This is a genomic window from Rubritalea sp., from assembly GCF_051252225.1.
Lineage (GTDB): Bacteria > Verrucomicrobiota > Verrucomicrobiia > Verrucomicrobiales > Akkermansiaceae > Rubritalea.
Genome location: NZ_JBPOGE010000004.1, coordinates 1 through 15,225 on the forward strand (window position 1 = coordinate 1; position 15,225 = coordinate 15,225).

At 44.6% G+C, this 15,225-nt stretch carries 13 protein-coding genes; 5 read left to right on the plus strand and 8 right to left on the minus strand.

Going from position 1 to position 15,225, the window contains the following annotated elements:
- Positions 1-3,344: glycosyl hydrolase family 18 protein (locus ACSHX2_RS05405; protein WP_435691341.1), on the minus strand; the 3,344-nt coding region annotated here is incomplete at its 3' end.
- 253 nt (positions 3,345-3,597) lie between these two features.
- On the opposite strand from ACSHX2_RS05405, the gene ACSHX2_RS05410 reads away from it, so the two are divergent.
- The 5 genes from ACSHX2_RS05410 to ACSHX2_RS05430 all read left to right on the plus strand — a co-directional run bounded on the left by ACSHX2_RS05410 (position 3,598) and on the right by ACSHX2_RS05430 (position 10,383).
- Positions 3,598-4,590 carry a helix-turn-helix transcriptional regulator gene (locus ACSHX2_RS05410; RefSeq protein ID WP_435691343.1) on the plus strand — a complete coding sequence of 331 codons (993 nt, stop codon included), beginning with the start codon at positions 3,598-3,600 and terminating at the stop codon, positions 4,588-4,590.
- 336 nt (positions 4,591-4,926) lie between these two features.
- Positions 4,927-6,459 (plus strand): YifB family Mg chelatase-like AAA ATPase, encoded by a 1,533-nt coding sequence (locus tag ACSHX2_RS05415; RefSeq protein ID WP_435691345.1) that lies wholly within the window; start codon positions 4,927-4,929, stop codon positions 6,457-6,459.
- 182 nt (positions 6,460-6,641) lie between these two features.
- Entirely contained in the window at positions 6,642-8,474 is a 1,833-nt protein-coding gene (gene dnaG, locus ACSHX2_RS05420) for a DNA primase (protein WP_435691347.1), read from the plus strand.
- Between the two features lie 94 nt (positions 8,475-8,568).
- Positions 8,569-9,162: an RNA polymerase sigma factor gene (locus tag ACSHX2_RS05425; protein WP_435691349.1), complete on the plus strand. Its 594-nt coding sequence runs from the start codon at positions 8,569-8,571 to the stop codon at positions 9,160-9,162.
- Positions 9,163-9,201: 39 nt separating this feature from the next.
- The gene (locus tag ACSHX2_RS05430; protein WP_435691351.1) at positions 9,202-10,383 is read left to right on the plus strand and encodes a PQQ-dependent sugar dehydrogenase; all 1,182 of its coding nucleotides are present in this window, start codon (positions 9,202-9,204) and stop codon (positions 10,381-10,383) included.
- Here ACSHX2_RS05430 and ACSHX2_RS05435 read toward each other — a convergent pair.
- From ACSHX2_RS05435 to pyrF, 7 genes are read right to left on the minus strand one after another with little or no spacing between them, the layout of a single operon-like run.
- Positions 10,373-10,843, minus strand: a complete 471-nt coding sequence (locus tag ACSHX2_RS05435; protein ID WP_435691353.1) for a rhodanese-like domain-containing protein — start codon at positions 10,841-10,843, stop codon at positions 10,373-10,375. The genes ACSHX2_RS05430 and ACSHX2_RS05435 overlap by 11 nt on opposite strands.
- Complete coding sequence (locus tag ACSHX2_RS05440) at positions 10,840-11,535, minus strand: DUF1573 domain-containing protein (protein WP_435691355.1); 696 nt, start codon at positions 11,533-11,535, stop codon at positions 10,840-10,842. Before ACSHX2_RS05440 ends, ACSHX2_RS05435 begins: the two co-directional genes overlap by 4 nt.
- A gap of 5 nt (positions 11,536-11,540) precedes the next feature.
- Positions 11,541-12,032 (minus strand): hypothetical protein, encoded by a 492-nt coding sequence (locus tag ACSHX2_RS05445; protein ID WP_435691357.1) that lies wholly within the window; start codon positions 12,030-12,032, stop codon positions 11,541-11,543.
- 4 nt (positions 12,033-12,036) lie between these two features.
- Positions 12,037-12,603 (minus strand): hypothetical protein, encoded by a 567-nt coding sequence (locus tag ACSHX2_RS05450; protein ID WP_435691358.1) that lies wholly within the window; start codon positions 12,601-12,603, stop codon positions 12,037-12,039.
- Positions 12,600-13,250 (minus strand): RNA polymerase sigma factor, encoded by a 651-nt coding sequence (locus ACSHX2_RS05455; RefSeq protein ID WP_435691360.1) that lies wholly within the window; start codon positions 13,248-13,250, stop codon positions 12,600-12,602. Before ACSHX2_RS05455 ends, ACSHX2_RS05450 begins: the two co-directional genes overlap by 4 nt.
- A gap of 40 nt (positions 13,251-13,290) precedes the next feature.
- Positions 13,291-14,358 (minus strand): DNA replication/repair protein RecF, encoded by a 1,068-nt coding sequence (recF, locus tag ACSHX2_RS05460; protein ID WP_435691362.1) that lies wholly within the window; start codon positions 14,356-14,358, stop codon positions 13,291-13,293.
- 6 nt (positions 14,359-14,364) lie between these two features.
- Entirely contained in the window at positions 14,365-15,147 is a 783-nt protein-coding gene (pyrF, locus tag ACSHX2_RS05465; RefSeq protein WP_435691364.1) for an orotidine-5'-phosphate decarboxylase, read from the minus strand.
- Positions 15,148-15,225 lie beyond the last annotated feature (78 nt).

Genomic DNA, 15,225 nt, shown 5'->3' on the forward strand with positions numbered 1-15,225 from the left:
TCAGTACCATCAGTACCATCAGTACCATCAGTACCATCAGTACCATCAGTACCATCAGTACCATCAGTACCATCAGTACCATCAGTGCCATCAGTAGTTCCTATCCACTCAGAAAAAGCTGTAGATAAGTCAGGTGCAGAGCTATGCTCATGGCCTATTTCCCAAGTACCTACACCAGCAATAACTCTTGAATCATTTAAAACTGAAGTTTCCGCTTTGAGTAGAGCATCCATTTTACGCTTCATTGCAACAGGTGTGGTAAACCATTGACCATTAATCGATACCTCTAGGGCATCCGAATCTATTGCAGCATCGTACGTCTCTTTGTTTGCTATGTATTCATTACGAACAGCTGACCAAGATGTGTTTCCGGAACCATAAAATGGTAGACCACAAATAATTTTATTTGCTGGATACCCTTTGTCCAAAACATACTGAATACCCGCTCTTACTGATTGTTCATAGAGAGTGTCATTCAATGTTGTGTATTGAGGCCCTGTATTTGGTCTACTAATTGGACCGTTATATGGACTCTTCCAATCATAACCAAAGTAGAAGAAATAATCTGAATAGTTAGCTAGTTCAGAAAAATCATAAGACCCCATATAATATCCAGGACCAGTGCCAAACATTACTATATAATCATCATCTTCAGATTTCACAGCTGTGTATAGATCACGCATAAGTACTGTGAGTGCAGTTTTTTCGTTAGTAGCATTGGGAAACTCCCAATCTATATCAATACCATCATATTGATACATCTTCATGTAATTCACGATATTAGTGACAAACTGAGCTCGCAATTGATCATTACTCGCAATAGTATAAAACTGGTTTGCAAGACGTGCTGGATATGCTCCTCCTAGAGAAAGAAGTACGCTTTTTGATTCATCATGAGCATGTCGCAATAATGGCTCTTGGTATGCTTTAAAATTCCCCAGGTCTTCTCCTATTGTGGCATCAGTAAGCGGCTCAGCAAAGGCGTGTACTACAACATCAAATCCATCCCAGTTGATTGAAGCTATTTCAGTATCGATTTGAGCTGCCGTTAGATTTTGATCTTGTCCGGAAGATGAACGAAGTGAGTTCATGTAACCCATCGTAATAGCTCTATCAGTTGGGAGCTTTGATAACCCAAACAAGACAATTCCAGTAGAATTGCCATCAGAGTTATCGGTATCGTCATTCTTAATGGTTATCTCTGCATTCGCTACCTCTAACGTAAGTCCTACTGGGTTTGATAATTGAAGGGTAAAGCTCTCATCTTCCTCGATAAGCTCGTCACCCATGATTGTTAATTGAATATACTTTTCTGTCTCACCTTCGACAAAAACCACACTACCGTTCTGAGCAACGTAATCATCACCAGCGATAGCAGATCCATTTACCGTCTGAAATGCCACTGATGAAGTAACCTCTACCGCTTTATCCAATGTAAGAGTCAATGAAATCAGAGAATTCTCATCTCCCTCATTGTACTCAAAACCTTGTATAGTAACTTTAGGCTGAGCGATCTCTACTACACCCTCGTCATCGATAATAGTACCAATAGCTGATTCAGTCGCTAAAGAGGCACCTTGAGCGTTTGATAAATTGAGTGAAAATTGCTCGTTCAACTCAGCATCTTCATCACCATATATTGGCACTGAAATCTCCACGGTATCTTCTCCCGGAGCAAAATATATCGATCCATAACTAGAACCGTAATCTACTCCTCCTATGGCGCTAATATCATTTAATGAATAATCAACACTAACCGAAGCAGTCGAAGATGTAGAAAGACTCACTGTAAACTCTAGAGTATTACTATCATCATTCCCTTCTAAAGTATTATTTGAAGCAACACTTATATAAGGTGTATTTCCTACTTCAAAAGTAACATCCTGACCTGCTAAAACTGAGTTAACCTCAGAAATAAGCGGGCTTGTACTATTAGGTGCATGAGGAAGCTTAGCACTGCCTCCAGTAATATCACCCACTAGTACGTCACCAAAAGCAGTCCACACAATGACTCCCCCAAGGTTATTGTCTCTAATGTACTTAGCCTTCAGTCCAATAGAGCGTGGGTCATCATAACTGAGGAATGCATTTTGCTTTGTAAGGTAAGGCACTTTCGCCTCATCATCCCAATACTCACTCCATTCTGATTTTTTCTGAAGTATTCTTGAATAGTAAGGAGTTCCCTCGAAAGCGTCCCAATTTGTATAGTCAGCAGCTGTACTAATGGGCCCGTCAGGTTGAATTTTTTTGAGAACTTTAACAGTTGGCCCGTTTAGCTCAGCATTACCATCAGTGACTACACCTCGCCCATAAAAAGCGAGGCCCATAGTAACTTTTTCAAGGTTTACTCCATATCCAGCGAGAGCTTCGATCGAATCATTCCAAGATGCAGCGCCTCCTTCTTCTGAAGTATACGCAAATAAGGGTGAATTATGACCAGCGGTATTTGACCACCCACCATGGTAATCGTAAGCCATGATATTAAAATAATCCATGACCGCATCAAGTTTTTGCCACTCAAGCCCTGCCATTTTCGTAGATGATGCATTGAATGCCGCTGTTAAAATCACCTCCTCACCAAGGATCGCCCTCAGTTCCTGCATCAAAGTTGTGAAATTTGCGAAATCATCATCTGATCCCACAAAATTCATTCCCTCAAACGGTCCAGGAAACTCCCAATCAATGTCGATACCATCGAATCCCATATTGATGAGTTTTTTACAATCAGCAATAAACCGTGCACGCATTACAGGGTCAGCAGCCATTTCTGGGAAATGCTTACACATCGACCATCCACCGATAGAAGCCATACACATCACACCATTTTCCTGACACAGATCGAGCAAGCCTTTTGGACCATTTGAATCAGGAAAAGGTATAGGAAAACTAGGACTACTTATTCCTAAACCCTCATTTTTCCAACCGCTACCATCACTTTCATATCCAGCAGCAGCAGCTTCTTCTGTTATAAACCACAGCGCTGTGATTTCACCATTGAGAATCCAATAATCCCAACTCGAATATACATCAGTCATTAGAAGTTCTCCAGGTTCTTGGTCCACTCCGTCTTGATAGACTTGCTTATTTCTTAAATCTGCACTGTGAAGAGAGCCATCATTAGCAACACCAAAAAATGAAAAGTTAAGCATCGTATATTGGCTGTAGTCTAAATTCATTTGATTAAGAACACCTTGCTGCGTGTATCCAGCTGACGCTGCCTTCCAAGCATCCCATTGCGGCACATAGCCAATGATCTCTTTTTCATGATCAGCTGTACTTTTGATAGACTCAGAACTTATTTGGCCAAAGGCTGGAATTAAATTCACTAAAAATGCTGTTAGCATTGAGAGTATTTGTAAAATTCGTCGTAGTGGCCTCGATAAAATATAATTCTTATTAATGTGTATTGAGTTAATTGGCATTTTTTCTTTGGGTTATATTCCTAATTTTTTAGGCTGAATTTAGGAAAGCTCCTGTGCATAGACGTTAAACTATGAGAGGTTTACTTTTCATAGAATGCAAAGATATAGGTACATCCGGTTGACATTCAACCCCCTCGATCTATCATTTTGTTTCACCCACTATACTCCAGAGTACATGTCGAGATCCCTACCTCTAGTTCAAGCTTCCATACTAACACCAGGACTTATAACTCTATCTAAAAATGGTGTAGACATACAAAAATATCTCAATGGTGTTGGGCTAACACCTCAAGTACTGGCAAAAAAGTATGCACCTCTAGGAAAAATCCATCACTTTTGGAACCTTTTTGACGAGATCGAAGAATCTGAAGGAATAGATAACATTGGATTCCTAGCAGGAGACTCACTTAATTTACATGAGTTATGGAACATCGGCGTAGCTATAACTCAGACTACAACCCTATATGAAGCGCTACAAGTAACCTCATCTCTTATACCTCATATCGTACAAGGTATTTCATTAAATCTTTCTACTGAAGGTGAGTTCACACATATCGACTATATACGAAATCATGATGGGGTTTGTAAGACTGCAGATCAAGCAACTATCAAATACACTTTGACTTTGATCGAATCCATTAAAGGGAGCTGCTATACACCCACTGCTGTGCACCTTCAATCCGATGAGCCATGTTGTAGTCTTGGTAATATTGAAAAGTATTCACCTATGTTCGGAGAGAAAAATACTAGAGTCACTATCCCCTCTCTAGCTCTAGCGGAACAGCTTGAGTTTAATGTCACCCATCCATCTTTTATTGTAGACGCTGTCGAGCTACCAAAACCTGGTGAGGTAGCCCAAAGCCTTACAGCAATACTCACAACATTGCTGCATAACGGCTACTTACCTAGCTCTATCGAAACTGCTGAAATTGCGCAAATGAGTAGAACATCACTATTCAGAGAACTGAAAGCTGAAAACACATCATTTATACAGATCGTGGAAAGATTACGCTACCAGAGAGCTAAGCAGCTATTAGAAAACCCTTCATACTCTATCAAAGAAATATCTAATGCTCTTGGCTATGCAAATGCCAATAACTTCAGTCGTTCATTCAAGAAGTTGGCTGGTCATTCACCCACTGGCTTTAGATTATTACAAGCCTCGTGAACTTAAAAAATATATATGCGGTCCCATATTGTTTTGTGATTGTTTAATTACTCTTTAGTTGGAGTAGATAAACTATGGGGGTTATCGACTCTGATTTTTTTTGGCTAATACTCGCTCTCGAGAAGTTACGACAGTACTCAAATCACACGCTCACTAGGCTTTGAGCAATCAGCTGTGGTAATCAGACTTTAAATATTTCTAGAAAAAATCTGTTAGGATCTGCAATTGACACGAATAAAAATATTCGTGAGCGCTCCAACATTCGCGCTTTTTTGTCGTTCCTACTTAGGGTCTTGCTAAGAGTTGGATTGTTAGTTTACTCTGTTAGGCATGCTTGTGTGTTTGTTTTCTGCAGCGTTGTATGGAGTTGAAGCCACTGAGGTGGAGGTAGAGGTGAATAACCTTCACCGTGAAAAATTTAGTATGCAGATTGTAGGGCTGCCTGATGCGGCGGTTAGGGAGAGCTCACAACGCGTATTGAGCGCAATTGGAAATAGTGGGCTGAGCTTTGCTAACGGCATTAACACTGTGAATTTGGCCCCTGCTGATTTGCGAAAAGAAGGACCGAGCTTTGACTTACCCATTGCCATTGGAATGACGGCGTGTGGCATGCAGAAGGATATTCCGTTTTTTGATCAATACACGATGGTAGGAGAGCTCGGACTTGATGGCTCAGTGAGGCCTGTAAAAGGCGTTATAGCTATCGCACTCGAGGCTAAAAGAAGAGGTCGATCTAGGCTCATTGTACCTGTGGCAAATGCGGAGGAAGCTGCCGTTGTTGAGGGAATTGATGTTTACGGAGTCTCAAACTTAAATGAAGCGTGGCATATACTATCGGGTGATTTGATAGGAAAACCCACTCAAATTGATAGAGACGCACTATTCAATTCCCAACCGACACTTTCGTCCGATCTATCAGACGTCAAGGGACAGTACCAAGTGAAACGTGCTCTAGAGGTTGCCGCGGCCGGAAATCATAATCTACTGATGATCGGGCCTCCCGGTACAGGTAAGTCGATGATTGCCAAACGAGTACCTAGTATTTTGCCTCCAATGGATTTAGATGAGGCCATTGAGACTACCCAAATTCATTCCGTGTCAGGCCTCTTGAAAGGAAATGGAGTCTTTAAAGTGTATCGACCGTTTAGAGCTCCCCATCACACTATTTCAGATGCCGGGTTGTTAGGCGGTGGATCAAATCCAAGGCCAGGAGAAATCAGCCTAGCCCACAACGGAGTGTTATTTCTTGATGAACTCCCCGAATTTCGACGTCAGACACTCGAGGTGCTAAGACAGCCTTTAGAAGATCGATATGTGTCAATCGCACGAGCGGCAGGCTCCGTGACATTTCCATGTAATTGTATGCTAGTTGCCGCATTGAATCCATGCCCGTGTGGATACTACGGCGATCCTAAACGTGAGTGCAGGTGCTCGCCGGTCCAGATCGAGCGTTACAGAAAGCGCATCAGCGGCCCCTTACTCGATCGTATAGATATCCATATCGATGTGCCGTTGGTGGAATACAACGATCTTAGAAATGGAAGTGTGGGTGAAAAATCGGATGTTGTGCGTGAGCGTGTTGTTAACGCTAGGCGTATTCAATCTGAGCGGCTCGCTAACTCGTCCGAAGCAAGAACAAATGCAGAGATGCCTAGTGGGTTAATGGAAGTGCATTGTAAGCTAGATACTGAATCGTCAGATTATTTAGAAATGGCGATGCGAGAACTTAATTTCTCAGCTCGAGCGTATGATCGTATTTTAAAAGTTGCACGGACGCTGGCAGACCTTGAGGGAAAAAAGATGATCGAGGCTCACCACATCATGGAAGCCGTGCAGTACCGTGCATTGGATCGTAAGCTGCAGTTGTAGACGATTAGTTCATTGAGTATCTTTTATTAGCTAATCAGATCCATAAATAAGACGTCAAACCTACTCATGAAATTTATAGAAAGGATAGTCTGGTGAGCATCTTCATCGATCCGAAGAAATTACACTAAGCTCACACGTTTTCGAGATTGATCAGCGTCCCACTCCAGTGCACTACTGCTCACGTGGCACGCATTCCCGAGGAAACGATTCAGGCAGTTTTAGATCAAACCGACATTGTCGATGTGATCTCCGGCTACATTCCCCTCAAGCGTGCAGGAGGTACCTTTAAAGCAAACTGCCCTTTTCACAACGAAAAGACTCCTTCATTCAATGTCAATCCATCACGCCAGTTCTTCTACTGCTTCGGTTGTGGCGAAGGCGGATCGGCCATTGGCTTTGTCCAAAAATACGAAAACCTCCCCTTCGTAGATGCCGTCAAAAAACTCGCTGACCGCGCCGGTGTCCCCATCATTGAAGACGTTTATGATCCCCAAGCGGAAAAGCGCCGTCGCTCGAAGTCTCGACTAATAGAACTGCACAACGATGCGGCAAAGTTCTTCCACCAGCTCGTTAGAAAGTCTCCTGATGCACAGCTTGCACGTGATTACCTAAAAAAGCGCGGACTCAACTCTGAGATCGCTGAGCGCTGGTTGCTCGGCTGGATGCCAGAAGACACCAGAGTTTTTCTCCAATGGGCGAAAGAAAAAGGCTACTCAGGGAGGGAGCTCGCAGATTCAGGTATCTGTAATCTGAGAGACCCACAAAACCCAAAATCTGGTATCTACGTCAACTGGAAGAACCGCCTGCTATTTCCGATCCACAATGATTACGGAGACATCATTGGCTTCTCTGCTCGCCAGCTCGTCAATGACCCTAATAGTGGAAAATACATCAACACACGAGAAACTCCACTATTTGACAAATCAAAGACTCTCTATGGTTTAGACAAAGCACGTAGAGCTATCTCTAAAGAAAAATTTGTTCTTCTCTGTGAAGGTCAAATCGATGTTATCGCATTATCCGAACAAGGTATTGTGAATGTAGCAGCTGCGCTGGGAACCGGCACCACTGAAAAACATGCCAAAATTTTAAAGCGTTACACTAAAAGTGCGGTGCTTTGTTATGATGCAGATGCTGCTGGCTACAAGGCAGCTACCAGAGCTTTCAAAGTCCTCGCGGCCGAGGAAATCCATGTGCGCTGTGTCACCATGCCAGAAGGTGAAGACCCAGATTCTTTCATCCAATCTCAGGGTGTTGAAGCATTCAAAGAACTTCTCGCAAATGCTCAAGAGTTTTTTGATTACACACTCGACTACGAATCAGCACACTCGGATCTCTCCGATATTAGAAATCGCTCTAAACTAGTAAACGACCTCTCAGCGCTCGCTGTCTCAGTGAAAGATAAAGTCGCACAGGACACCATTATTTCTAAAGTCGCAGCTAGACTTGGCACTAGTGACCAAGATTTCCGAGCTATGACCGTCAAAGCTGCGAAGAAAAAGCGCTTCGAAGATAGCCGCCCCAATAACTACCGCGACCCAAACGAAGTTATACCAGTAATCATCGAGCCCACACCGATGGACGGTACCGTCGCCTACCTCTGCTTCCTCGCTCTAAGCTCGTTAGAAGCTCAAGACTGGCTCTGCGAGCAGATAGAATCTCTCCACGAGCCGCTATCGCTTACTACGGGTGGTCATGTTCTAACCCATATTCTTTCGCGTAAGCCAAACCCTGCTCAGGCCTCTTCCGTACAGAGTTTCCTCATGACTCTCTCCCCCGCTGACCAGAAGGCTCTCCAGAGGAATTTCGCCGAAGAAGTCCCAGAAAGCCCCATTCGTGCAGCGGAAGAAACTTCTAGCATGCTTATCAGTAAGCAGCTTCAACAGCGTGAATCCACTATTCGTACAGCTCTCAAGCAGTCGAATCTAAGTACGGAACAACTCACATCATTGCTCAATGAAGTGCAGGAAATCAATCTCCTGCTTAAGAACTTACGTGAGCGATTTATCCGTTAGCTCTCTTTTTTAAAACAGTTTGCAACTTCTCCGTTGATGCTGAGTTCTATCCTCCTATAGCATTATGGCGAATACTGCGAGCATAGCCCTACCAATGACTGAAACTTCTTCTCACGACTCAGACGACGCAATTGATGTCGCCTTGATGCTACGTGTGAAAGAAGGAGATCACGCGGCATTCCAGCAGCTCGTTGAACGTCACCAAGACATGATCATCGGCACTGTCGCCAAAATGTTAGGAAATGCTTCTGACGCACCTGACATTGCTCAACAAGTTTTTCTCCGCCTCTGGAAATCAGCCAAGCGTTATAAACGAAAAGCTAAGTTCACAACCTTCCTCTTCACCATCACTCGAAACCTCGTTTTCAATGAGAGTAAGAAACGCTCGCGCAGGAAAACGCACTCTCTAGAAGAGCGTGAGGACGAGAGCTTCCAACAATTTGCAGATGACGCCTCAAAGTCCCCAGATGCCGAAACCCTGCAATCTGAACTGCAAGACGCCGTCGATAAGGCGATCAATGCGTTACCCGAAAAACAGCGACTTGCAGTTATCCTTAGGAGATACGAGAACATGCCCTATGAAGAAATAGCAGATGTCATAGACTGTTCAGTCTCCGCCGTGAAGAGCCACCTATTCAGAGCCCGCACAGAGTTAAGAACATCACTTGAAAGCTATTTAGAGGAATAATCTTCACAAGCCGTGACTCGTATGAAGATAATGCTCTTCATGAAAACTCCTTTGACGATTTTATCAGCTCTAACAATAGCGGCCAGCTTAACCAACGCGGCCCCAAAAGCTGAGCTTCTAGTTGAGAAACTAAAGAACCCCACCTTTCTCACAGCTCCAGATGGCTCAAAGGACTTTCTTTATATTTTAGAAAAGGAAGGTCGTGTTAGAGTTTTCGATAGAAAGAAAAAAGTTCTACTAAAAGAGCCTGCACTCGATATCTCTGATAAGATTTCTATCAAAATGAATGAACAGGGATTGTTAGGTATGGCCTTCTCTCCAGATTTTAAATCCGATAGGCGTTTATACCTCTATTATACAAACAACGATGGTGATACCAGAGTCTCACGCTTCACCATGGCCTCTGCAACTAAAGTAAACCTAGAAGAAGAGGTTCTCCTAAAACAAGAACAGGACTTCAAAAACCATAATGGTGGTTGGCTAGGATTTGGACCCGATGACCTTCTCTACATTGCTCTTGGCGACGGAGGGAAAGCGAATGACCCCAAACATAGAGCTCAAGATCTCAGTACATTTTTAGGTAAGCTTCTGTGTATCGATGTGAGCACCGCTCGTGGTTACACCATTCCAGGAGACAACCCCTTTGCCAAAAACAACGTTAAATATTTCCTCACTCCTTTCGGGAAAAATAAATCGATCAAACCAGAAATCCTTTCGTATGGACTAAGAAACCCATGGCGGTGCTCTTGGAACCATGACCGACTTATCATCGCTGATGTCGGACAGAATGCTTGGGAAGAAATAAATAATGTAGAGCGTAAACAACTCTCTGGAGCCAATTTCGGGTGGCCACAATATGAGGGTACTCATAGAACTAAAAATAAGGCCGAAGCTAAGCCTAACAAAGGACCCATGATCATGCCGGTCTATGAATATAAGCATGATACATCGAACATCGGTGGTTTCAGCGTAACTGGCGGCTATGTGTACAATGGCTCTGTGGACTCACTCAAAGGTCGCTATCTATTTGCAGACTATATCAAGCCTCATATTTGGAGCGGAGAACTTAGCATCAGTGATCTAAGTAATCTACAACACCACAAAGATGACTTTAGCCAAGATGGTAAAGAAATCGGGCAAATGTGTTCCTTTGGTGAAGACCCTCAGGGAGAGCTCTACATCATCTCTCACACTGGGAAAATCTATCAGATTACGGAATAACTACTTCCATACCTGAAGCTTTCACAGCCTTCCACCCACCAAAGAGGACAAACACTTCAGAGTGGAAGCCTGTAGCACGGATTTTTTCAGCAACGAGTTCGCTGCTACCACACGCATCCGTCCCACAGTAAACTACAAGTTTACGCCCATTCACTCCTGCCATCCCGATGCGTTCCATATGCTCAGGGACAGCAATTTGATTTTCGGCATCTGTCTCAGGAATTAAGATCGCTTCAGGCAAATGTGCTTTGTGATATTCTCTTTCAGACCGAGCATCTACCCAGAGTACATCTCCAGACCATTCCGTCATAACTGTCTCTAGACACACTTGATCTGGTTTTAAATCCGCCTGTACGCAAGCGACCGTTCGGTCAGGAGCTCCGACTACGAGATAGATCACCGCTGTTGCTAAGCCAGCTAGCAGAACTATTGCTAAAGTTTGATAAATCCAGCGGATCATTTTTTCTCAGGCTTCACCGTCATGAAAGTCTGCACCATTTTATAGCGTGGATTAGGGCTATCAGTGGTGAGTCGAATTGCAGCAAAAGTTACCTTCTCGGTAGACTTTGGTTTCACCCGAAGCTCGTAGAATTCCCCTTCTTCTTTAGTAATGAATTCATAACTAAAGTTCGGGCTCGAGCTCGTGTGTTTAATCACCTTAATCGGCTCACTGTGATCTACTTTCACCTCGATTACCTTTTCAACAGCCTCCTCACCCACTTGCCACATCAATGACTGTGGAAACGCTGCGATAAGATAGGGAATAGAAACCTGAGTATTCAGTGAAACCGACGGATCGTCTTCAGCATCGCCTTTCATCCAGACCACTATTTTCTTATCGACGGTGCCTTTGAAATTGCCCAATTCAAAGCGCCCCTTAAAGACACCCTTTTCTCCTGGTGCTATCGAGACAGATCCATCCTTCTGCTTCTCCCCACCTTCAAGTTTCGCAAACATACAGCTACAGGGTGCATCGAAGCGTTCTACTACGACGGGGCTCGCCCCTGTGTTTTGAAATGGGAATTCAACCTTTACTTCTTTCGCGTCGGCTGCCGCGTCGATCTTTTTGACTGTCTGATCGAACACAAGATCCGCATAGAGAGTATTTAAACCCAGTACTGAAAAAGCCAAAATGGAGTTAATTAATTTCATATGTATTACTGAAGGAGTTCCACTAATTGAATAGACAAAATGAGCCTGCCGTCACGCCACTTCGGCCCAAATATGTAAAGTGGTTTTCCTTTCTGCAAGGTCGGACCAGCCTTCATAATTTTTTTCTTACTCTGCCAAAGCTCCAAATCGAGCTTCAACTTTCCTCCACTCGCCGCTTCCCGTGGTTCGAAACTGATCAAAAGCTCTTCTGAAGGTTTCAGTGGCGCTAACCAATTCTCATAACTACGGAACACCGGCTGCCTATCAGAACCTAGCTTCACATAATGGTTGTATGCTTTATCACGTAGCTTCGACAGCTTTCCGACCACTTGCGGGTTTACTACTTGCGTATTGATCCCAGCTTTCTTGGGATCACTATTTGTCGCATAATAGACATCAACCTCCATTATCCCGATCGATTCCTTACCGAGATCATTTGCCCAAGAGACTTGGATCAAACTGCAGATGCTAAAAAGAATGAGAAATAATTTCATCATGAGTTTAGTAGATGAGTTCACTGCGGTCGGCGGTCACAAGTAACATAGGTGACACACCAAAACTGGACTCACCCATGACAATGTCGATTGACTCAGGAATTTCATCGAGTCCCTCTAAAACAATAATTGTCGCAGACTCAGATTCCACTACTTCTGAGCTCACCCCCTTCACAGGAGTGTAAACCTCTTCAGCCTGTAGAGTATACGCGACAGCTGTGTCAGTAGAATCAACACTGCTACCGAGGTAGAAACCCAAAGCCACACCTGCGATAGCAGTAGGCGCGAGCAGCCAGTTAAGTTTCTGCCAGAAACTCGCAGGCTTTGCTGGAGTAACCTCCTCATCTGCAGCCAGAGCGTGTAACTTCACACGTTCATTGAAAAAATCAGCATGTGGCGGTTGCTCGTTCGCTGGCACTATCTCTGTAATTTCCTGGCCCAAAGGTTGCCAACCCATTTCCATTTCTAGCTCCTCAGCGTGCTCTTCAGCCCAAGCTTCCATTTCGCGGAGAGCGCCACCTTCGAGCTCGCCATTGAGCCAAGATTGGATTGTTGCATTTTCAGGTTTGTTCATGGTTTTAACAATGTTTGTAATTTCTTGCGGGCATAGAAAAGGCGGCTCATCACCGTCCCTTTAGTTGACTGCATGACTTCTGCAATCTCAGCATAATCCATCCCCTGTACCTCTCTTAGTAAAATAACCTCTCGGTGTTCTGGAGTGAGCTGCTGGAGCGCACGCTCGATCTCCTCGCGACGTTCATGCCGGTCCATATGCTCATCCGGTCTCTCCGGATTTTTAGGAGCAGTACGCGCTGAACTATCGATACGATCTGCATTTAAAATGGTATCATCGAGCTCGCCTTCGGAATGCATCTTCTTGCGGCGCATGGCATCGTACACAACATTATGTGTGATTCGAAACATCCACGTAGAAAATGACGCCCGATTTTCAAATTTTGGCAATGCCTTCCATGCCTTCACAAAAGCATCCTGTGCAAAGTCCCATGCATCCGCATCGTTATGTACCATATTCATTATCATCGCATATACCTTTCCTCTGTGACGGGTGACCAGAGAGTCAAAGGCTGCGTAGTCTCCAGCTTGCGCCCTTTTCACTAATTCCTGATCACTAGGACCGTCACCAGCTCCGCCATTTCCTATAGCTTCACTAGTCACCTTCCCCATCAAAAAATTGGACGCTATCTGACGAGAAATATTCATTAAGATTTGAAAAAAAGTGCAATTAATCTTGGCCAACAAATTACGATTCAGCGAGCAATCTTTTCACAGCTCCATCGTTTACCTCATATCTATCCCAATCTGTCCACTCACCATGCAGCCAATCCACATTCGTTGTCGTGATAAATTTTTGCGCATGTTTTGGTAAATACTCCATCAGAGCATTCCTCCGGTCAGGGTCTAATTCCCCAAATATATCATCGAGTAAATACACGGGAACTCTCCCAGCAACTGACTGGATGGCTGATCCTTGTGCGAGCTTCAGCGCCAAAGCTATCGTTCGTTGCTGCCCTTCACTCGCAAAATCAGCTGCAGCCATGCTATTGATCGTAATACGAATATCATCGCGATGCGGACCAGCCAGAGTTTGACGCTGTCGGCGTTCAGCTTCTGCAGTGGCAGCTAAGGCTTCACGCATGTTCCCTGTACCACCAGATTGATACTCCAACTGAAGTTGTTCACCTTTCCCGCTAATCTGTTGCTGAGCACTGCTGGCAAGCGGCTCTAGCAGGAGAAGAATCTCTCCACGAACCTTGGTTAGGTAATCACCATTTTCTATGAGCACCTCAGCATAGGCATTCAGCTCCGCGTCACTAGTCACGCGATCTTTCAGCAGCATGTTACGAGCCTTGAGAGCTCGACGGTAGCGGGATAATGCCCGTCGGTACCCAGCATCTAGCTGCGAGCATATAAAATCTAAATAATGCCTACGTCCACCACCACTGCCGCGAATCAGATCCACATCCTCATTTCCCATCCACACGATGAGTCCACTCTGCTGCAGATACAGGTTTTGCGTCTCAATAGTTTCACCATCGATCTGGAGTTGAGCATTTCCACGGCCATAGCGAAGAGTCAGATCACGCTCCCAGCACTCCCCGGCAATGCCCAATGAGCTAGACTCGAAGCGCACCAGTGGCCGCATCGTCTTGGCTCTCGGAGATTGTAAGCGCACGAGTGCACAAATGGCCTCTAAAATAGAGGTTTTACCCTGAGCATTGTCACCAACAAAAATCCCCCCACATTCAGAAAACTCAAGACTGAGGTTCTCAAAGCAGCGGAAATCAATAAGCCGGAGAGTTGTCAGCATCGATTGTTAGGCTGGTGGATACGCTGCCGCAATCTTCTCAGCCCACTCCTTGGCTTTCTGTCCGTAGCTCTTCTCCATCTCCTTATACATGATGCCGCGAGAAACATTGATCGTGTCCGGAGCTGTGCGCCCCTTACCCGCCATATTTTCTAGGTCACCACCCTGAGCTCCAAGCCCAGGAATCAATAATGGAAAATCTTCAATCCGACTCAACACGTCTTCACTCGCATTGGTTAAACCAACGACCATGCCGACATCCGTCTTACGTTGCTCCGCTTTAGCGCGTTTGCAGATATCCTGTACCAGTTCGAAAACATAGCGATCCCCCACCATTTGGCGTTGGAAGTCTGCACTACCTGGGTTCGAAGTTACCGCCAGAATATAGATAGCTTTGCCCTCCCAATCAAGAAATGGCTCCATCGTGTCGTAACCGAGAAATGGATTCAGCGTCACAGCGTCGACATTCCAGTTCTCAAAATAAGAACGCGCGTAGTACTTCTGAGTCTCTCCAATGTCTGAGCGCTTAGCATCTAGAATGATCGGAACCTCCTTCGGCATGTTTCCTAACATTTCCTCAAGAATCTCGAGACCACGTAAACCCATCGCCTCAAAATATGCCATATTTGGCTTAAATGCAGCGGCATGCTCCCAAGTCTCATCGATAACTTTTTTAAGCAAATCAGGAATAGCTTCGATACCACCGGAGTCGTCCGGACGTGGGTCGAGCCCAACACACAGGCGTGAGCCAGTAGCGTTGATTCGTTGTGCAAGTTTCTCTGCGTAGCGCATGCGCGCAGTCTTGAACTTGACTACCCAAGTTACAAGAAGAATTCAGTGCCAGAACTAGCTAATTTAAGACTTAGAATA